General features: G+C 40.2%; 13 protein-coding genes and 2 pseudogenes. 1 reads left to right on the top strand and 14 read right to left on the bottom strand.

Annotation, left to right across the window (positions count from 1 at the left end):
- Positions 1-141: 141 nt before the first annotated feature.
- From BT_RS17700 to BT_RS17655, 10 genes and pseudogenes are all read right to left on the bottom strand, one after another.
- A complete protein-coding gene (locus BT_RS17700; protein ID WP_008767687.1) occupies positions 142-1,620 on the bottom strand; it encodes a glycoside hydrolase family 76 protein in 1,479 nt (492 codons plus the stop codon).
- An 11-nt stretch (positions 1,621-1,631) separates the two neighbouring features.
- Positions 1,632-3,503, bottom strand: coding sequence for a CotH kinase family protein (locus BT_RS17695; protein WP_008767686.1), 1,872 nt, complete (start codon positions 3,501-3,503; stop codon positions 1,632-1,634).
- A 9-nt stretch (positions 3,504-3,512) separates the two neighbouring features.
- On the bottom strand, positions 3,513-4,247 hold the full coding sequence (locus BT_RS17690) for a DUF2490 domain-containing protein (protein WP_008767685.1): 735 nt from the start codon (positions 4,245-4,247) through the stop codon (positions 3,513-3,515).
- Positions 4,240-4,911, bottom strand: coding sequence for a DUF4956 domain-containing protein (locus BT_RS17685; RefSeq protein WP_008767684.1), 672 nt, complete (start codon positions 4,909-4,911; stop codon positions 4,240-4,242). The genes BT_RS17690 and BT_RS17685 overlap by 8 nt, the downstream gene beginning before the upstream one ends.
- Before the next feature lie 26 nt (positions 4,912-4,937).
- Positions 4,938-5,693, bottom strand: coding sequence for a polyphosphate polymerase domain-containing protein (locus BT_RS17680; protein ID WP_008767683.1), 756 nt, complete (start codon positions 5,691-5,693; stop codon positions 4,938-4,940).
- Between the two features lie 83 nt (positions 5,694-5,776).
- On the bottom strand, positions 5,777-6,775 hold the full coding sequence (locus BT_RS17675; RefSeq protein ID WP_008767682.1) for a DUF4973 domain-containing protein: 999 nt from the start codon (positions 6,773-6,775) through the stop codon (positions 5,777-5,779).
- A gap of 20 nt (positions 6,776-6,795) precedes the next feature.
- Positions 6,796-8,862: a RagB/SusD family nutrient uptake outer membrane protein gene (locus tag BT_RS17670; protein WP_008767681.1), complete on the bottom strand. Its 2,067-nt coding sequence runs from the start codon at positions 8,860-8,862 to the stop codon at positions 6,796-6,798.
- 13 nt (positions 8,863-8,875) lie between these two features.
- Positions 8,876-12,000, bottom strand: a pseudogene (locus BT_RS17665) (SusC/RagA family TonB-linked outer membrane protein).
- 27 nt (positions 12,001-12,027) lie between these two features.
- Complete coding sequence (locus BT_RS17660) at positions 12,028-13,530, bottom strand: IPT/TIG domain-containing protein (protein ID WP_224200551.1); 1,503 nt, start codon at positions 13,528-13,530, stop codon at positions 12,028-12,030.
- A gap of 122 nt (positions 13,531-13,652) precedes the next feature.
- A pseudogene (locus BT_RS17655) lies at positions 13,653-14,258 on the bottom strand (glutaminase domain-containing protein); the annotation flags it as partial.
- 347 nt (positions 14,259-14,605) lie between these two features.
- Between BT_RS17655 and BT_RS17650 the strand changes: the two are divergent.
- On the top strand, positions 14,606-15,955 hold the full coding sequence (locus BT_RS17650; RefSeq protein ID WP_008767666.1) for an ATP-binding protein: 1,350 nt from the start codon (positions 14,606-14,608) through the stop codon (positions 15,953-15,955).
- An 88-nt stretch (positions 15,956-16,043) separates the two neighbouring features.
- Here the strand turns inward: BT_RS17650 and BT_RS17645 are convergent, their stop codons facing one another.
- Genes BT_RS17645 through BT_RS17630 form a run of 4 tightly spaced genes read right to left on the bottom strand, consistent with a single transcriptional unit; the run spans position 16,044 to position 22,093 of the window.
- Positions 16,044-17,393 (bottom strand): arylsulfatase B, encoded by a 1,350-nt coding sequence (locus tag BT_RS17645; RefSeq protein ID WP_050547434.1) that lies wholly within the window; start codon positions 17,391-17,393, stop codon positions 16,044-16,046.
- Between the two features lie 41 nt (positions 17,394-17,434).
- Positions 17,435-19,027, bottom strand: coding sequence for an arylsulfatase (locus BT_RS17640; RefSeq protein WP_032841352.1), 1,593 nt, complete (start codon positions 19,025-19,027; stop codon positions 17,435-17,437).
- 7 nt (positions 19,028-19,034) lie between these two features.
- Positions 19,035-20,720, bottom strand: coding sequence for an arylsulfatase (locus BT_RS17635; protein WP_008767669.1), 1,686 nt, complete (start codon positions 20,718-20,720; stop codon positions 19,035-19,037).
- Positions 20,721-20,731: 11 nt separating this feature from the next.
- Positions 20,732-22,093 carry a sulfatase-like hydrolase/transferase gene (locus BT_RS17630; RefSeq protein WP_008767670.1) on the bottom strand — a complete coding sequence of 454 codons (1,362 nt, stop codon included), beginning with the start codon at positions 22,091-22,093 and terminating at the stop codon, positions 20,732-20,734.
- Positions 22,094-22,228: the final 135 nt, after the last annotated feature.

The raw sequence follows: 22,228 nt of genomic DNA, 5'->3' as shown, positions 1-22,228 counted from the left end.
CTGCTGTTTACTAATTGCATATTTATAGAAATATTTCTTATTCATATAACATTCATGCTTTATAGAAATAGATTTTTCCACATTAAGAGAAAATCTATTTCTATAAAGTTAAAGAGATATTCCTGAAAATACCAACCAAGATTATTCTAACCTAGCTATCCCCTCCATTAGCGAAGCCCCGCTTACTTGTGCTCCCATTGAAGCTGGTTCACTGGATTTCCACATTTCACCCCACCAATAATTGCAATACATCGCTGGGTAAGCCGCATGATTCAAATTCATGCGCAAAGTTTCAGCATTATTTTTCAGAAAGGTTATCAAATGTTTGCCTATAGAACTAGATGCCTCGTCTAATGCAAGGTTCACTGCATATGGAATATAAACAGACTTAAAAATACTTTGGTCCATACTGCTGCCTTCGTCACGTAAAATACCATTTCGTAAGCAACGATCGCTTGTAGCGGCATAGTTGATCACTTGTTTTGCTTTGTCCATGTATTTACTTTCTTGTGTGATATGGTATAGTTGGCGACAGGCTTCTCCAAATGTTCCCTGTGTATAAGTCAGAGGTGGTTCCTCCACTCGTCCATCGGCATTATACGAATTATTGACCACATACTCGTACAACTTCTTTGCATCAGATAAATAATTTCCATCTTCATATCGTTGATAGAGTTTAGCAGCTACCAGACAACCCGGAGAATTAGTGCAAGCATTACGGTCGTTTTGGGTGGTATTCCATGGAAGTCCCGTACCTTTATCATCTGTCCATGCTCGAGTAATAATGTATTTGTCGTATACAATTTTAGCGGTTTGCGCAAATTTTTCGTCACCTGTTGCTTCGGAGAGATGTATCAGAGTAAGGCAAATCCAGCACATGTCATCAGTAAAGTCATTTAGGAAGCCGGTTTCATCTGATGGATTACGGTGGTAATTGTTAGCGTGGTTGGCATACCAGCGTTCAAAATAAGTGCGGTAAGTAGCAGCCAATTGCTTATTTGTGTCTTTAATACGTTTATAAGAGTAAATCACTACATCCATAGCATGCGCTTGTTGCCAGTAGATATAAGTCGATTCGTCCGACATATCTTTGGGTGTACTCCAAAATGTACCTTTACTTTTATTCATGAATTGCTCTATTAAGACATATGTACAACTGTCGGCAAGAGTTGCCCAAGAAAAAGGGACAGTGGTTTCAGCAGGTGTAGCAATTACTGTTACTGCTGACGAACGATGACCATAGTTATCTATTGCTATGGCAGAAATCTCATATGTTCCGTACTGTGGCAATTGTAATGTATAGTTTCCAGTTTTCCCAGCTGCTCCTTGAATAATTTGTTTCCCGTTATGTGTACCGCCATTCTTTTGCAAATAAGAAAGTTCTACACCGAGTAAATTAGGAGTATTCGGATTTTGCCATGTGATCAGTAGTTGATTAGCAATCTGTGTAGATTTTGCCTCCAAGTTAGTTATTGGAGAAACTGTTATTTCAGGTTCCTTGTTCCTTTCATCATTTGTCTCCGAGTAATTATCGTTTCCTCCTTCTCCGCAGGAGATAGACAGGCAAATTAAGCAAATTATGAATTGAAGTAAATAATAGGTCTGTGCGAATTGTTTCATAATATAAAGCTTTAGAAGTTGTTGAAAATTGTTTCCAAATATTTCAGTCTTGCAATATACCAAGACTTTATGTATTCTGCTTCCTCTTCGGGATTAGCATATCCATACATAGAATATCCTGTCCACCGTTGGCGATCTCGTTCCAATGCGCCTGATTCCACAATCTGTCTTTTATAGTAATCTACTTTAGAAGCCAGGTTTGCCGGGCTGAGAACATTATCTTTAACCGCCATCAAGCGTTCGTATATCCGGCGTTTGATATTGTTCGGGTTCTCGTTCATAATTCTCTCAAAGGGGCGGAAGTATTTGGAACCGGCATCATTACGGAGTATTAGCCCGTTGTCAAAACCAAGACCTTTTTCGGGATCAAGCTTAATGGCATCCCAAGTGCGTCCCAGTGTACCATCCAAGTCCCAGGGCTGAATAATGAACTTGGGTAATAAAGTGAGATTTACATTGTATATACCCCAAAAAACATTTCGTCCTGTGTTATCATAAGCTGACAGCAGATTAATAAAGATAAAATAATCAATCAGAGAGGAAACATCCAGTCGCTCTTCATATTGGGCGGCAAATTCTTCTTTTGATGCTGCAGCGAAGAACTGGATAAGATCGGAAAGATATTTAAATTCGATTTCACCCACCTCGTCCGGATAATCGGACTCAAATCCCTGCCATGCCTGTTTGGAGTTACTATATGGAGTATTGATTCCTTGTAATTTACATTCATCCGTCCATTCTTTACCCTTATAGAGATAACCACCTTTCTTTTTCATTTTCAACTGCTTACGATCGATACGATCGCTTAAAATATACAAACCATGGTAAGCTCCGTCCAAGATCATTTCTACAGGATAGCCATGTGTAGCATTCACAGCCTCGGGTTCTGTATTACTATAATATAAAGTGTTGAAATCGTTCCAAAGATCAAAACAAACACGATTGCGCATTTTGCTACAATCCAGCCACATAGCATCCAGTATCCATGATTGATCTTCTCGCAGACCTAATAGCTTTGCGTCTTGATTTTCATTCGTTTGACGGTTTTTCAATTTAAAACTGAAAGACTTCTTGGCATAACGTAAAGCTCCTGCTCCACGAAACTCGATACCGGCATAGCTCTCAAATCGTAAGACAGAGTTGTTGGTGCGCCGTTTAGGATCAGTCAGCACTATGTCACACGGGCGTTTATTCTCATCCTCAATACCTTCAGGAGCAGAGATCTCAATCACGGGAACACCAGTTACAATCAATCGACAAGACCTAATTTTATCAATAGTATTGTTACCTGCTTCCATTTCTATATTTTGTCCGGGATTCAGGCTCAGTGCTATATTCTCGCCCGACTTAATTTTCTTATCTCCGATCTTGATAAAGTCGACTCCAATGCCGCCAAACTCAACTTTGACCTTTGCAGGTTGTACGGCATCCATATCTATAGGTAGATAATACGAATTGTTCACATAATCCACAGCTGTAGTTACTCCGTCGATAGTCAGATTCAACAAACGAAGATAATCTTCTTCTCCTTCTATAGACGATTGCATAACGGTAATTCCTTTTTCTTCTTTTCCCGAGATGATTGCAATCCGTCCATTTCTTGGTAAACCGGAAGTGTTTTTTTTGACTTTGATTCGAACCTTAGTGATACCTATCCCTCCGGAAGAAGGTGAGAGCGTCATCCAATCGCAATGTATACTTGATTGCCATGCGCCGCCTGAAGATACGTTGACTTCTTGTTCACCGCCTTCTATCGTCATTGCTACTTGATAAATGGATAGAGAAAATGGTAAAGTAGTGTACACATCGTTTTCCTTATCCGAAGAACAGGCTGCAAGCAGACTTAAAATCAATAAAGCCGGTAGTATTTTATAAAGATTCATAATACAGATCTAAAATTTAAATGTATATCCTGCGCCAATCACATGTCCATTTGCTTCATCCTCATCTGCATGATTCTGATACAAATAGTAAAAATCAAGTCCGTGGTGTTTGCTCAACTTCCATTCTACACCTAAGGTCCAGCGTGTTTTGTCAATCGCCCCTTTATCGTTAAGCAAATGAGTCAATTCGCACGAAGCGTAAGGAGTGAGACTGCATTTAGGTATATTGTATGTTGCTTGCAGACGAGAACGAAGCACGTTCTTTCCTTTACCTTTCACGTATTCATCGTCTTTAGGACTACCATCGTCACCATCAAACTTTGATACAGACTGACTGGGTCGATAGGTATATTGCCAACGCTCCCGAAGTGAAAATGTGAATCTATTTAAACTCACTTTTCCCGTTAGTTGGAAATAGAAACGGTGTTTGGGTTGCCAATATTCAGGGATAACATTCCCTTTGTTTGTAATTTCAGAAGGGTGATTATAATAGATGTAAGTGTATGCTGTTGCGGCTTTCAGCCAGTTTGTTATTTTATATGCTACACCTGCCGATCCCGACCAACGTCCCACTTCGCTTAACTTGTCGCGTGAACGGAACTCTCCTTCCAGCGAAATATCAAAGTCCCGGAATAATCTTTTTTCCATCCCCACACTGGTCCATAGACCCAAATCGTCTTTTTGTGCTTGTAAAGCAAAAGATACAAGACAAAACAAACCTGCCAAAAAAAGTTTCTTATTCATTTCCACGTGGTATTTTGGTTAATGTATCAATCGTATTTATCTCATTTGTCATCGGTTCATAATAGATTTTAAGCATGGCGGCATCGCGAAGAAAGTCAATGTACCCAACTTCCACCCGAATAATTTTCAGTCCGGTACGCGCTTTAATATCTGCAATCAATTCTTGTTCACACGAGGATTTGATAAGTTCGATTCGATCATAGAGTATCAGTTTACATGAAACATGCTTTAGCCACCGATTACTCTCACACAACCAGATACATAATACAAACAATAAATTAGCTCCTATTAGTCCGCCATAGTTTACTTCCACGCCCAACGCGTTTATTACTGATATGGCGATAATAGCAAACAGATAAGTCATCTCTCGTACAGGCATGGACTCAGTCCGATAACGGATGATACCGAAAATAGCAAATAAGCCGAGAGCAAATCCGACCTTTAACTTTACACTACCCAGCAGAAATATCATCAAGAAAATGCTGATACTTATTAATGTGAAGGTGAAGTGATAATCTCTCCGCTTGCTCTTTGGATAATAGAAAAGGTGGATAATAATGCCTGTTACCAAAAAGTTGAAGCCAAAGCGCAGCAATAACTGCAAAAAGTCACCACCGTCTATGAGTGGAGTTTCTATTATATCAAGAAAATCTAATTCATCCATATATAAGTATGTTTTTATATTGATCATTAATATACTCCCATTTTATTCAGCATTCGTAACTTTGGTTTCAGCCGATTGCATTTTAAATGTGACACTGTAAGTGCTGACCCTATACAATATTTGGAAAATCCGGAAGATTGTATATGTAGTTTACGTAGTATCTCTTTAATAGGTGAAGAATTGTGTCCATCTCGTTTCAGCTCAATGATAACAATGTTATCCAAACTTGATATTTTTCCACTTTGTAAGCAACAAAATGTTACTCCTGTATCAATTGTAAGGCGCTCGGTTTTATGTTTATTGACAAGTGTAATACGGCGAAATGAGTTTTCAAGCAAAGGCAGAAGTTGTGATTGCTCATACCAGGCATGTTGACGTAAAAATGCTTCACCACCGTCTTCTTTGATCGTGTCAATACTCCCGATGCGGATTCTCTTCTTGTCTGTTCTTCCCTTATTATTTTTATTTTTCACTTCCAAAAATGTGAGATCTGAATCTACGTATGTGCGTATACGGATTTTCTCCCGTACGACCCGTCCATTCTGATGAGTTAGATACATGTCACGATCTGCTGTATCTAAGTAAATTGTATGATAAGCAATATTGTATTCACCGTTCACTTCTTGAACGCGGTAGTCATGTCCGGCAGCAAGAAGTATCTCTTTTAATATTTGGTAAGAGGTGACATATTTGGTATCAGTACGGTTCATCAGCTTTATGCCACTCATTTCCTCCAAAGATATAGGAATATATTCCTTGAGTGTCTGCAGAATCTCGGTCATGTTAAAGATAGTATTAGAATAAAAAGGGAAGGTAACTTCAAGGTTAAAGTTTCCTTCCCTTCTTTTTTTAAATTAGCATCGTATTAGTCCCATTCAATAGCCTGATCTTTATCAGGTATCTGAGTATTAATGTTGCGCTGCATGGAGATAGTACCTTCAAACCGAAACTTTATTCTGGCTCCCGGCGCTAAAGTATAATCTTCAAATTCATAGTCAACATCACGAATCATAACGGTACGTCTCAATAAATAAGGGCGGACAGCATCCATCTCTTCTTCGATATAACTACTAGCTCGGGTATTTATTTTAAAACCATTGTTTTCGGAGTTATCACTTGTCAACTCCACAATGTTAGTATTCGGAACAAAATGGGCTATGATTTTGTAGTTTCTACGGTCCTGTCGGCTTTCGTCAATTGTACCTGCATAGAAGAATATAGTTTCATCATCAATAGCATAAGTTACTATTTCACTTTTCACCAATGGCTCATTTTCTCCTGCACCTGCATCTACCAACTTGCCTTGTAAGTTAGTACCACCGTATGTACCCGAATAATCATTAAAAGGCATGACGCGGAGTAATGCTTTACGATAATGCTTACGATAATTCGGTTTGTATTCACCATTTGGGGCGTCTTCAATAGTCAGCGGTAATACCCACTTATCAACTAAATCCAGTCCAGTCAGATCAAACTCTATATCAAGATAGCCTACATTTTCTCCAGCTTTAATCTGCACGGTTTCAGGGAAAGAGTAATGTTTAGAGGGCATTTCCCTATACCAAAGGTCTTCGCGACTGGAAAAGCGAGCTATGTTTAGTGTTCGCAAGGTATCCGCGTCAATCCCAATTTTTACGGTTATATCGCGATCGTTTTTAGTCGATCCGCTGACAAGGATAGGCAATCTATAGGTTGTTTTTCCCGTTTCGCTATAAGACAGGTTAATTCTAGTTACCCCATTGCTGTTAATCGGTGCTTTGAATGAAATATAGTGCTCAAACTGCTCCTCTTTCCATTCGTCATTACAGGCACTGAACATCACTAATACAATTAGTGAAAATAGTAAAGTATATATTCCTTTCATATTTATTACCATGTTTAAGATTAATCATTGTACGTCCAGCCTGGATTCTGAGTCAGGCGCTTATTACGTTTCAATTCGCCATGTGAAATCGGCCAAAACCACATTTTATCAGAGAACGTAGCAGACAAATTCCAAACAGCAATCGGTGTATGGAACATTTCGCGATCCGATTCTGTCATAAGTGTATTGCAACCGTAAACGGGCATTGCCTCTTCTACCCGTGCATCTTTCCAACGGCGGATATCATAGTAACGCTTTCCTTCCCCCATCAACTCTATTTGTCGTTCGCGTTTCAGATAAATACGAAAAACATCCTTGTCTGCATATATATTGTTATCGAAATCGGGTACACCAGCACGCATACGTACAGGCTTAATTCCTTTTCTCATTTCGGCAACTGAACGATGAATGGAATGAGTCTTAGTTCCATCCCAAGATGGAATATCATATGTACCTTCACTCACTTCATTGATAGCTTCAGCATACATCAACAAAATGTCCGCATAGCGAATTGCCGGCTCCGGCTTATATCGAAGGTTGTCGATACTGTTATTTTGATAGGTGTCATCGGGATGCACATACTTCATCACTCCTATACCCGTGCGCAACCAAAACATACCTGCATTATATCCATCCCTTTTTCCGCGATAATAGAATATTTGTTTATTTCTATCTGCAATTTCTTTTTCATTACCTAAATACCAATAAGCTCCGTTATATGCAACTGAAGCATAGAAGCGTGGTTCTCGGTCGGCATATTGCAAGGAAACTCCGGCAGCAAGTGGTTTATGTTCTTCTGCAGTAGTCGTGAAACCTGTAGCACGCGGACGAGTGTCTAAACGATGATTGTTATTATATTCTGGTACATTCGCATATTCAGAGTTCATACCCGGACAATTGCTTCCGTCGTTCATATAGTAAGCATCCACAATCTTTTGAGTCAGCCCACTTGTATTCCATCCGGTAGCGGTAAGTGGTAACTGGTGAACCACCATATCCCTGATACTTTGCCCTCCAATATTTCTACCCCGGCTAAAAATTAATTCAGGATTACTTAATATATCTATTTGACCATTGAATACAGAACGGTAAGATTCGAACGGGTCAATGTCTTTCCAACCTTCTGGATAATTGGCATTGCTATATACTTCATGATATGGGGGATTGATTGTTGCCGGTTCCGCTGGCGAATCTGTTGTACGTCTATCAGCCGTATATAACTCATATACCCCTAAATCCATGACATCTTTAGCGGCAGCAGCAGCTTTTGCCCATTTTTCTTCGCTATATTCAGGAGAAAGCAAGCGATTGCCTTTGTCATCTACCAATAGTTGGGCGAATTCATCATTGTTACCATTAGCTAGTGGGCTGGCAGCATAAATCAACGCTAGTGCACGAGCAGATAAAGCTGCTCCACGAGTTGGGCGGGCAGCAGAATTCTGACCTCTTGTTAGAGCCAGATCCTTAGCTGCCAAAGCCATTTCCTGACTGATATAATCAGCAATCTCCTCATAAGGTGCACGTGGAGTAGCCAGTTCATCGTAGGATGCGTCATAATCAAGTCCGTTATCTGGCAATAAAGGTACCGGACCATATCTACGAAGCAATAACCAATAGTAGTAAGCTCTGACAAAGCGGGCTTGTGCTTTATAGTCAAGCCGTTCGGCTTCACTTTCAAATTTATCGTTCATGTCGACATACTGAATAAAAATAGTAGCTTGTCGGATTCCCTGATAACATCTTTCCCACATACCTTGTTTAGTATTCTCATCATACAATCCTTCTTTAAATTCATTATATGACAATTCACCCTCTTTGGATTCTTGTATGGAACCGTCATCATCACCGTAATACATATCATCCGCAAAACAATGTGGAGTGACTCTTTTGTTACAAACATCAGCACAAGCATCGCTTAGATAACTGAACGCATTTGCTAACCAGGCTTCTGTTTTATCTCTGTCCGTAAAAACTTTTTCGATGGTTTCCCGATCTCTAAAAATATAGTCAGAGTCTAAATAGTCAGAACAGGATTGTATGCTTAACCCTAAAACTGATATCAATAGAATATATAGTTTTTTCTTCATGTTGTTTATTATTTTATAAATTAACACTTATACCCATAGTTATCGATTTTGTTAACGGATATGATTCACCTCTGGGATCGCCCATTTCAGGATCCCAAGTCTTGAAACTAGACCATGTCAAGAGATTTGTTCCTACCAAAAAAATACGGATATTATTAAAGTGCATCTTGTTAACAATTGATTTGGGGAGTGTATAACCAACATCAATTGTTTTTAGTCGAAGGTAACGACCATTTTTCAACCAGAAAGTAGAGTTTCGGTAGTTATTATTGCTGGCATTGTCACCTTGGTAGCTCAAACGTGGATACGAAGCATTAGGATTTTCATTGGCAGGAATACCTAATGTTTCAGCTGTATCAGCATCTACCCATCGGTTGTCCAGCATACCTTTAAAAATATTTCCCCATTCGCCTTCTGTAAAGGCCCATACACACTTGCCATAAGTGAAAAATGTTGATTTACCTGCTCCTTGAAAGTGGACATTCACATCTAAACCTTTCCAAGAGGCAGATGCACCTAAACCATAAATCAGATTTGGGCGGCTAGTTGCACCGATAGCTACCTGGTCTCCATCATTGATCACACCATCACCGTTAACATCTCTATACTTGATATCTCCCGGTTGTACCTTTCCCCAACTTTGTGTCGGGCTATTGCGGATATCATCGTAATCTTTGAATAATCCTTCTGCGATTAATCCCTTGCATTGGTCCACACGATAGCCTCTTTGCATCTGATAGGCATATACATTATTCTCCTCATCTCTTTCCAGTACTTCATTTTTACTATAAGTGATATTGCCACGTACAGTTAAGTTCACGTCATTGATTCTCTGTTTGTATGAGAAGTGTCCATCGAAACCTTTAGAACTTACAGCACCTACATTTGCTGCCGGATTATGCCCGTTCAAACCGACAATCTGAGGTAAGTAGTTACGAACCATATAAATTCCGGTACGTTTTTCATCGAAATAGTCGATCGTTGCAGTAAATTTATCATTAAACAATGCAAGGTCTATACCTAAGTCATTCTTTTCAGCAACCTCCCAAGTGATACCATTGGAGGCTACATCTGCAAATCCTAAACCACCAAACGAATAACTTGAAGGATATTGTGCCCAATCGTATCCTCCATAAATAATCTCATTATCCCCGTTTTTATAACGGTCTGCAATAGTATAAAGATAGGGGAATCGCGTTCCGACATTATCATTACCTACTTTACCATAAGAGAAGCGAACTTTAAACATATTCATCCATTTCAAATGTTTTTTGATAAACGGTTCTTCCGCAATATTCCATGCAAGAGAAAAAGCAGGGAAAAAACCAAAACGGTCGCCTTTGGCAAAGTTTTCACTTCCATTATAGCCAAAATTAAAATCAATAAAATAACGATAATTCCAATTGTAAGCTACACGTCCGGCCAAATCCTGATTACGTTTGTTAATACCAGTCTTCAAATCTTCTCCTAAATTCTGTGTCTGAATGTAAGAGTCTTGTGTATACTTTATAGTAGCGCTAGGGTGATGAGCTCCAAAAGAACGATCCCAGTTTAGCATCATGTCTAGGAATTCCCGACGATTACCGCTAGAACTGCTTTCCTGTTTCATGTTCTGAGAACCACTGATCTTCTTCCATCTTAATTCACCAGTTTCCGGATCTCTGGCACGTTCTGCCAACCATTGTTCTGGCCACTTCAGACGACGGATCGTATTTTGGTTGTTGCTGTCATAGCCAAAACGCCCAACGAACTTTAATCCTTTAGTTATGAAATCAAAATTTTGTTCCAAAGAAATATTTGTTTCAATATTATTTGTCCAATTTTCATTGAATCCAGTTTGGGTTGCAGCTACCCATGGGTTTGTTTTATTGCCGGATCCAATAGCTGGTATATATCCGTTGGAATACATAACAGGGGTCTTAATTGGATTATATCCGAAAAGTTCCCCCCAAACATCACCATCACCTAATCCCGGACTATTACGTTTGGATAAGAATCCTGCTACCCCGACTTTCAATAAGGTTGTTTTTGTAATGTCAATATCGGTATTCAAGCGGTAGTTCCAACGATGGTAAGCTGCATTGGTATTATAATCATCTTTCAAAGATTCATCTGTATTATACATACCATCTTCTTTCACATAGCTAGCAGAAACAAAATAACGGGCTGTTGTTCCACCTCCACTCATATTTAAGTTAATACGGTTACTCCACGCACCGTCTTTGAGTAACATGTCCATCCAATCCACATTCGGATAAAGATCCGTATCCAAGCCTAAACGTAAGATGTCCAACTCTTCTGGTTTATATACAGCCTCGTTGTTACGGGTAATTCGCGATTCGTTCATCAAGCTGGCATAAGTAAATCCGTCTTCGAACTTTGGAGTACAGTCCTCGTATTATAGGTTGTTTCTACTTTAGCATCAATTTTGATTTTACCGGCTTTTCCGCGTTTAGTAGTAATCAATACTACACCATTAGCACCTTTCGAACCATAAATAGCAGTAGCCGAAGCATCTTTTAATACAGTAAACGTTTCGATGTCTTCGATATTGATTTCATCCATACTGCGTTCGAAACCATCAACTAATACATAAGCAGATGAGTTGGCACCAAACGTAGATATACCGCGAATCCAGAACTCAGATATATTTTTACCTGGCTGTCCAGAAGTCTGACGCGCCATAATACCCGGTACATTACCTGCCAGTGCATTGACAATGCTGGAAGATGGATTACGTTTCAGCTCACCAACATCTACCGTTGTAATAGCACCTGTCTGTGTTAGTTTTCTCTGAACTCCCGTACCAGTAATAACGACTTCATCTACTGCTCTTGTCACGCTTTCTTTCATAACAACGTTTATTGTACGTTGTTCTTTAACCATTACTTCTTTCGATTCATAACCAATATAAGTGAACACTAACTGGCGGTAAGGTTCCATGGTTATGGAGTAATGACCGTTCATGTCTGTGATTGAACCTAAACCGGGCATGTCCTTCACGGTGACATTCACACCGATCAACGGCTCTTTGGCTTCGTCTGTAACAACACCTTTCACAACAACTTTTTCTTGCTGCGCCATAACCGTTGAACAAAGGCACAACAGCATGATACATAATGATAAATATTTTTTCATATTATTCATGTGCGTTTTAATCATTAGTTATTCTTCTCCTTCGTAAGCAATCTTACGGATACGCCGATTGGAACCATCACCGATGTAATACGTATCGGTTGCTTCATCGTAAGCTATACCTTTCGGACGGTCGAAACGGGCCTCTTGACGTAAATCTCCATCTACATATCCCCATGGGTTACCATTCAGACTGGCGCTTCCGCGACCGGCAAATGTTGAGACCTTTCCTTGCGGGGTAATTTTACGGATACATTGCCCCATCTTATCACAAAGAATAAAATCGTATTCATCTTCTTGCCCTGCATACTCTGGGTTCTTTACGAAAACTCCTTGATAAGGAGTATTAAAACGTGCGCTTGTTCCAATTCCGTCTACATAAGCAGCTCTTTCTGCTGTTCCCGCTACAATGAAGGGAGTGACAAATCGTTTACTTGCCCAATCATAATTTGTGCGCTGAATATAGTGTTTGTTAATAGACACAATATAAGCATAATTCCCTGTCGGATGTATACGGATATTATATTCCCATCCATTATCCATTTGAAAAAGTACTTCTTTATCAGCAGGAGTTGTACGTGTACCGTCGAAAATTTCTTGAATTTGTTGCTTCTCTACTTTGAAGAATTGCCCCTTATCCCAACTATTAAAGTACATATCACCATCTACCGGATGAAAAGTTACTGTATTACAAGCTTTGAAATTAACCAACGCTAATCTGTTTCCCCACATTTTATAATTGCGCTCATCGCCCTCAGGGGCTTCTCTATTACGTGTAAAACCATATACAGCTGCTCTCAATTCGTCTCCTTGGTCAACTGCCACAGCCATGTGATTTTCATCAAAAAAGGCAAGTGCACGTCCGCGGTTAGTACCTCCCATGTCACCTTCTGTAAGAGCCGTTCCTACATATTGGTTTTTGAGGTCGAGAATACGCATATTACCGTTTCCTTCATTTTCATCACCTGCACCTCTATCGGCTGCAACGTACACTAAGTGGGGATATTTAGGGTCAAATTCTAACCAGTTGGGGGAACCAAATGCACCACAATCATTAAATGGACCATCTTTTGTATCGTATCCGCCGTCATCTCTACGCGAACCACATAATGTACTCACTAACTGTTTTCGCACATATTCGAACTTGGCCTCTGCGATAGTAGATACTACCGGATTGTCGCCATTGGATATTTGTACTTCGATTTCTCCGGAATAAGCCTGTGAAGGTACCAAACAGTAGATAGAATGATTTTTCACATTGATTACGATAGCTTTTTTTCCACCAACAAAGACATTCACAATAGACGGATCATTACCAAAATTTTCTCCTGATATAACTAATCGCTGCCCGAATCCCCCCGTAGTCGGATTGATACCACTTACTTGAACCGGAATATTCGGATCAAATGCTGCATTGTCTGAATCTCCGTTGCTGTCATTGTCATCACTACAACTTCCGAAGAATAGAGCAACTAGCAGTAATGCCATCCAGCATACCCGCCAGTAGTCTTTCATGATTTTGTTTTTTTTCATACGTAAAAAATTAATGATTAATAAAATATTATATTGTTGGTTCATTACTTATCTCTTGTTGTATTATGCTGAAATGATTCATCCATGCGAAAAAGTATTCTTTCAACTTATTGTCCATATTTTTAATGATTCATCTTATCCATTAACACTTGTATCCAATATCCTCCAATTACGGAACGTGCCTTAAATCCGGTCATTCTGCCAGTTTTGGTATCATGCCAGTCACTGATAGGCACACGTGAAGTAGTTTCATTGATGTATTTATAAAGAGGATCTACAAACTTCTCAAAAATTTCACGGTTTGGAGACATGGCTGCTGTCCACATAATCCAGTCGGATTTTGTGTAATCTCTGCGGGAATCTAATGGCAATCCATATAGATTCTGCTTTGTCAGATAGTAGTTGATTTCTTTACTGATTACATTATTAGGGAATATATTCAAATTCCACATCTTATCCCAGATAATATTATACTTTTGACTCCAGGTATTATTGCGGTCGAAAGCGAGGCGATAATGGTCACCTTCATTTGCCATTTCTTCCCATTTCATCGCCATTTTTTTAGCTATGTCAGCGTATCTTTCTGCTACACTGTTTAATCCGAGTATATGGGCTATTTCACTATATCCGGCTACACCCATAATCGCTTTTATTGAAAGATTGGCATTATGAGCCCAATGGCCTGCAAAATCATCTGTACAAAGTTGATTTTCCGGGTCCTGTCCAAACCGTATAGCAAGGTTGTAAACGGCATATTATCAACGGTTTAATTCGGTAACGTATTGTATTTGTGTTGTTCTAACTCAATCTTTATGCTATTTATCAATAGTACTATGTCAACAAATTTGCATTATCTCCTCTAATCCGATTCATATACCCCCATGTTATAAAAATGTTTGGACATATAGAAAGATATGTTATAACGGAATTAGAAACTTAATCTGCATTACTTAAAGAATTATAATATAGGATGAAACATTCATAATTTGCATGCTAAAATTGATTGTTCTCAATTTATTTTGTATTTTCGCAACAGCGGTTGAGTCAATGGCCGTTGAGAAAACAAATCATCATTATGAAATTCTATAATAGAGAAAAAGAAGTTGCGGAATTGAAGCGTGTGCAAGAGCTTGCATTTACTCAAAATTCCAGAATGATTGTGGTCACAGGACGTAGACGCATTGGTAAAACCAGTCTCATAAAGGAGGCTTTGAAAGGAACGCCTACAGTTTATTTATTCATTGGAAGAAAAGCTGAAAGCATATTAGTTACTGATTTTGTAAAGATAGTACGTGAAACTCTATCCATATTCGTTCCTGAAGGAATACCTACTTTTACCAATTTGATGCAATATCTTTTTGAAGTTGGTAAAACACGTGCTTTTAATATTGTCATAGATGAATTTCAAGAGTTTTATAATATCCGACCTGACGTCTTTAGTGATATGCAGAATCTTTGGGATGAGTATAAACAAGAAACTAAAATAAATTTGGTCATCAGTGGTTCTGTGTACTCCTTAATGCAGAAAATATTCACTGATCATAATGAACCCCTATTTGGGCGTGCTGACAATATTTTATGTCTGCGTGCTTTTAAGATCGGTGTCCTGAAACAAATAATGGAGGATCTTGCTTCCGGATATAGCAATGATGACTTATTAGCTTTATACACGTTGACAGGAGGAATCCCTAAATATGTAGAGTTGTTTTGTGATAACCAAGCGCTTACTATAGATAAGATGTATGACTTTGTCTTTTCGGAAAACTCCTTGTTTATAGATGAAGGACGTAATTTATTGATAACTGAGTTTGGGAAAAACTATGGTACCTATTTTTCCATTTTGTCAGAAATCGCCAACGGGCACTATACGCAAGGCGAGATAGAATCGGCATTGGGCGGTACAGCTATCGGAGGTTATTTAAGCAAACTGGAGAATGTATACAATTTAATAACCCGGGAACGTCCTATTTTTGCAAAACCCGGAACTAAGAAAAATGTACGATATGTTATTGGTGATAATTTCTTGAATTTCTGGTTTAAATATATTGAGCAGAATCGCTCTTATATTGAATTACAGAATTTTGATGATTTGAGACAATTAGCAAAAGCTGATTATCCGACCTATTCAGGTAGGGTGTTAGAGAAATACTTCAAACAGAAACTGGCAGAAACCGGAGGTTTCAAGGAAATAGGCTCTTGGTGGGAAACAAAAAGTTCTATTGGCAAACAACGAATAAATTCTTATGAAATAGATATTGTTGCTCTTAAATCCAGTGGTAAGAAAGCTCTTATTGCTGAAGTTAAACGAGTTCCTGAGAACAACTATAGCCATACTGTTTTCATGGAGAAAGTGGAACATTTAAAACAAAAAGAAATGTCTAAATATGATATTGAGACACAAGTTCTGGGATTGAAAGATATGTAAATATAATAAAGAGGCTGTCTTATAATTGAGTAGTCTCTCGAATTAATAACACATACCCTGCATTTCGGAATGCCTCGGCCCGATTCATTCAGCGTGTTACTTTCCACTCCACAGGTGCTTTAAACCCCTCACGTCCTTTACCATAAGGAATCTCGGGTAAACAAGGAGTAATGGTATCATATTTCAGAGCAACCTGATACAAAGATCTCACAATCTGTTCATTTCCATTAGAAGCATTCTTTTTCTCGTAAGGGTCTGTTTGATAGTCTACCAGAAAGTCTTGTGGCAAATTCAATCCCGGCTTACGCCCTTTTCTGATCAATTTATAGTCTTTGTTCACAACAGCTCCACATCCCAAATAGAAATTACGGTCAATACAACTGGTACTACCTATTAACAACGGAAGTATACTGATTCCGTCATACGCACGTTCCGGACGATTCTTATCTCCTACTAACTCTTTCAATGTCGGAACGATATCTACAAATCCAGTCACTTGAGAACTCAGATTCTTATAGTTACTTTCCGCCCTTTTCCAATAAAAGACAGCCGGCACACGCACACCTCCGTCCCATTCGTCAAACTTCCTGCCCCGTAGTTTGCCGGATGACGATCCCGGTACACCGGCGGGACCATTATCACTAAAAAAGATCAAAAATGTATTATCCATTATCCCTTTTTTCTTCAAAGCATCCACAATCGTACCAATTCCTCTATCCATACAGGACACCATTGCCTGATACGTTACTCTCTTCTGCTCTTTCGGTGTCAGACTACCAAAGTCATCACAATAAAGTTCTATATCTTTTTCCTGCGCTTGCAACGGTGTATGAGGGGCATTATAAGCTACATACAACAAGAACGGACCTTCTTTCTCATAAGTATTGATGCATCTGACAGCTTCTTGGGTAATCAATTCAGTAGAATATCCTTTATCATAACAAGTCTCCCAGTCATTGTGCCAATCCAATTCTCCTTCACGCATATGATCGAAATAATCAATTGCACCATTCAGATGCCCGTAAAAGTGGGAAAAGCCTCTATTTATCGGGTAATGTACCTTCCGGGTATGTCCCAAATGCCATTTGCCGATAATGGCTCTGTTACTATATCCGTTACGTGCCAACATATCGGCCAGAGTTTCTTCATTTTCATCCAATCCGTCTTCACGCCAAGGCGGAATAACGGTTGTACGTATGCCAAATCTATTGGGATAACGCCCTGTCATAAGTCCGGCACGAGTGGGCGTACTGATAGGAGCTGTATAGAACCGATCCAGTACAACTCCTTCTGCTGCCAAAGCGTTCAGACAAGGAGTTTTTATCTCGCTGCCATGAAATCCGACATCTCCCCATCCCAAATCGTCAGCAAGTACAATAACGATATTAGGGCGTTCTACCTGCTGTGCAAACGACAATGTAGTTGCACTTACTACCATAGACGCCCCCAAGATCAGTTTATTCATTATCTGTCCTTCTTTTATTTTTTCGGATGTTTCGGTAAAACAAAGTTTGCATGCGCCCAACGCTCCCATTCCGTAACCAATCTTGTCAATACTTCCGGATGCTGTTCTGCCACATTAAAGCGTTCTGTCCGATCTTTTACGACATCATACAGTTCCCATTCCTTGCCTTTTTCATCACGGATAGCCTTCCAATCTCTCCAGCGGATCGCTCTGTTGTTCTGATGCTCCCAATACATATATTCATGCAAGGAGTCCGTTTTCTTATGGACAGCAGGAAAAAGACTGCTGCCGACCAACGGATAAATTTTATTTCCTCCATGATAAGTCTCCGGATATTTAGCTCCGGTTGCTTCTAAAATAGTCGGCATGATGTCCGGCAAATATCCGGGAACACGACACCACTTACCTTTCTTATTCCCTAATGCTCCTTTCCACGACAGAATAAGAGGAGTAGAAATGCCACCTTCATAAGCACGGCATTTATATTTTCGGAAAGGAGTATTAGAAACCTGCGCCCACGCCCTGCCATAAGTCGGCGCAAAACTCGAAGCCGGATTATTCACTTCCTCCACCTTTCCTCCTCCCAGCTCTTCATAAGGTTCGGCACAAGCACCATTGTCGGACATGAACAAAATAAGAGTATTGTCCATTTTATGATTCTTCTTTAAGCAATCAATCAGTTTGCCGATATTGTAATCTACACAATGCACCTGAGCTGCATATACAGCCATCCGATAAGCGACTTGGTCCTTTTCCTGTTCTGTCAGTTCGTCCCATTTCCGGTTTTCCCATTCGGCAAAGTCTGTATTTGAATCAATAATCCCCATCTTTGCCATCCGTTTACGCCGTGCTTCCCGAATTTCATCCCAACCTTTCTTACGATATATCTTTGTAAATTTCTGTATATCTTTCTCTTTCGCATGTAGCGGCCAATGAGGAGCATTGAAAGCCAAATAGAGAAAGAAAGGGCGGTCATCCTTTTGTTCATCCACAAACTGGATAGCATAATCAGCAAAAGCATCCGTCGTATAATAAGGCGCATCCGGAGCCGGAAGTTTGGTGTTATCCAGCGTCAGCCCACGTCCTCCCGATGGACGAAGATAGCTGCATGCCCCCGAAAGAATACCATAGAAACGTTCAAAGCCCCGCTGTAAAGGCCATTTTTCTTCTCCATGCATTCCCAGATGCCATTTACCTGCCATATAAGTATGGTAACCGTCTTCTTTCAGCACTTCGGCTATTGTGACACAGTTCCTGTTCAGATAGCCTTTATACCCTTGTACTCCCCAATCATTAGGACTCTTCTGGTCAGGATTCGCAAAAGGGTCTTCGGACATCTGCCCAATACCTGCCTGGTGCTGGTACAAGCCTGTCATCAGACTTGCACGTGCCGGACAAGAACGGGAAGTATTATAAAACTGAGTAAAACGTACACCTTTAGACGCCAACGCATCAATATTGGGAGTAAGTATTTCGCCACCATAACAACCGATATCGGAATAACCCATATCATCTACCAGAATCAGTACGACATTCGGTTTCTCCTGTGCGGAACAAAATGATGCCATCAATAAAGGGGCAGTCATTAAGAAGTTGGTTCTTACCATAATGCTCTTATTTCTTTTTTTGTCCCGGATAGGGTTCTACCATGCAGCGTTTCGCCCATTCCTCGTACGCTTTCACCATTTCGTTCTTCTTCTCCGGATATTTATCAGCTAGATTATGTTGTTCGCTCCGGTCTTCATTCAAGTTGTAGAGTTCCCATTTGGCATTCTCGCCCGGACGCACGAGTTTCCAACCGTCTTTGGCAAGGAATGCACGCTCATTGAAATGCTCGAAGCCCAGATAATCATGTCCTTCACGATGACCGGTTTTGAAAATAGGAAGCAAACTCTTGCCTGCCATAGGAATGATATCGTTTCCTTTGTATTTAGCAGGATAAGTTGCTCCAGCCATGTCTATACAAGTAGCCATGATGTCCATCACATGACCTATCTCCGGTGTCATACCGCCTACATTCTTTTTAATTCCTTTCGGCCAGTGCGCAATCATCGGTGTGCAGATTCCTCCTTCATAGGATTTGGCTTTCCAAAAGCGGAAAGGTGTGTTTGCCACATTCGCCCAACGGGCACCCAATGAAGCATAGGTCGTTTGCGGTCCGGGTAATACCTCTTTATTATGGGGATATACCATCTTTTCTCCCTTACGGGTCATGTCCGGACGGTCATTCTCTCCCGGAGAGTAATTCTGACAGTTCTCATTACTGCAACCATTGTCTGAGAGGAAAAGAATCAGTGTATTATCCAACTGGCCGGTCTTCTCCAATGCGTCAATAACCTGTCCGATTCCCTGATCCATACGATCGATCATTGCAGCGTGCACAGCCATCGCACGGGCATCCCATTCCGCATGAGCATTGTCCTCCCATCTGTCTTTAAACTGACGTTCGGACAAAAAATCGTCCATTCCCGGAAATATTCCCAGTTGCTTCTGACGCTCGTAACGGGCATTGCGTATAGCTTCCCAACCGACTTTGTACGTATCCTTATACTTTTCAATATCCTCCGGCAAGGCGTGGAGCGGCCAGTGTGGAGCGGTATAAGCCAAATACATGAAGAACGGCTTATCATCCTTGGCATATTCCGTTACTTCTTCTGCGGCACGATCCGAAAGTGCTTGAGTGATATAGTATCCTTCCGGTACTTCTTTTACAGGTACTTCTCCTTCAACTAGGCTGAACGGGTCAAAGTAATCTACTACTCCATAAATAGTTCCGTAATGAGAATCGAAGCCACGGTTTACCGGATAGTGACATAAATCCGAATAGGTGTCATGGTAAACATGATGTGCCAGCCATTCACGCTGATCTTTACGCAATGGAGTTTCAGCAACATGCCATTTTCCGATCATACTGGTAGTGTAACCAGATTCTTTCAGCACTTCGGCTATCGTAACCGCATTACGTGAAAGTGTGCCACGATACCCGGGCAGGTTGTCATCAAAAGTCATTCGTCCGATTCCTGCCTGATGCTGATACAGTCCGGTCAGCAAAGAAGCACGGGTGGGACAACTACGACTCGCATTATAAAAATGGTTGAAGCGTACTCCTTGTTGTGCCAGTTTATCAAGGTTAGGTGTATGGATTTCACTGCCATAACATCCTAAATCAGAATAGCCAAGGTCATCTGCAAGAATCACCAGTATATTGGGTCTTTTATCAGTTTTTTTCCCTTTTGAGTTTGCAACGGAATTGCCGGCTATCATCAGTGCTGCCGGCAAAAGAAAAGCTTTTGAATTCATGTTTTTTTTAATTAGAGGTCTGTTTGCAATCCTTTATCTTTGTTTTGGGCGTACCATTCGCATACTTTCTTGCTTAGTTTTGCAACTAATTCCGGATGTTCGCCAGCTATGTTATTCTTCTCGAATTTATCCAGCTCCATATCATATAGTTGTGCATCGCTTCCGTCTCCGTTCACCAACAGCTTCCACTTGCCGCTACGGATTGCCAGATGCGGACTTCTATCGTAAGGATTGCCGGGAAAACCAAAATGCTTATTTCGACCAAAGTCCCACATTAAATCCGTTTTTCGTTTTGCCTCCGACTTCCCGAGCAAAACTTTTGCATAATTCTGTCCATCACCTTTATAGTTCTTCTCAGTTTTAATCCCGGCCACGGAACATAAAGTAGGATATAAATCCACCGCACATAGCACTGAAGAATTATTCACCCGACCGGGTTTAATCTTCTTAGGATATTTGACAATAAACGGCATACGGATACCTCCTTCGTAAAGGCTATTCTTGGTACCTCTCAAATAAGCGGAGCGAACAGCCTTGAAACTGGGTGCAGGTCCATTATCACTGGTAAAGATGATAATCGTATTTTCGGATAATCCCATATCATCCAGTGCCTTAATAAAACGACCGATTTGTTTGTCCATCTCTCCAAGCACAGGCGAAAACGCCTCTTTTGTCTCCCAGCTTTTTCTTTCTTTTTGCTTAAACTCCGGTACCCATGGTGTATGCATATCATCCGGCCAAAGATTGAGAAAGAATGGACTATCTTTATGACGTTTAATAAAGTCAATACTCTTATCTACAAAATATTCTGTGCGTTTCCAACGTTTTATACTGTCATTATCACACCATATCCACTTAGAAGCTGTTATCGCAGGGTCCGGATCGGGGCTTTCATAAGTAGAAAGATATTCATCAAACCCATAGTTCTTGATAGAAGGGGCATTGTGCACATCACGTCCACCTCCCATGTGCCATTTACCAATGTGTCCGGTAGCATATCCTGCATTCTGAAAAGCACGTGCCATAGAAGGAAGTTTGTCGTCCAGATAATTACGCTGCTCGCACCTCTTATTACTTGCCTTGTCGTTAAGGAAAGTATTAATTCCTACTTCAATAGGGAAAAGTCCTGTTGTTAATCCACAACGGGAGGGTGAACTAACCGGTGCGGAAGAATAATATTGATTAAACAATAATCCGTCCTGTGCCAGTTTATCAATATTGGGCGTCGCTACAAATTTTCCTCCATAACAGCCAATATCACCTATACCCATGTCGTCGATATAAATGATAACTACATTGGGATTCGTATCCGCTTGTGCATTAATAATAGGGAGTAAAGCCCCCAACCAAGGTAAATGTTTTTTTATATTCATAATTATTCCGATTTAATTAACACCATTCTCATTGCTTCCAAACAAAAATAAGGAAGATATCATAGAAAAAAGGCAAAATTCTGACCAATAAAAAGCAATATCTAATAAATAATCGATTTTCTTTCACAAAAGAAT

This window comes from Bacteroides thetaiotaomicron VPI-5482, from assembly GCF_000011065.1.
GTDB lineage: Bacteria > Bacteroidota > Bacteroidia > Bacteroidales > Bacteroidaceae > Bacteroides > Bacteroides thetaiotaomicron.
The sequence above is the reverse complement of the archived record's forward strand: the minus strand, read 5'-3'. Positions and strand labels throughout refer to the sequence as shown.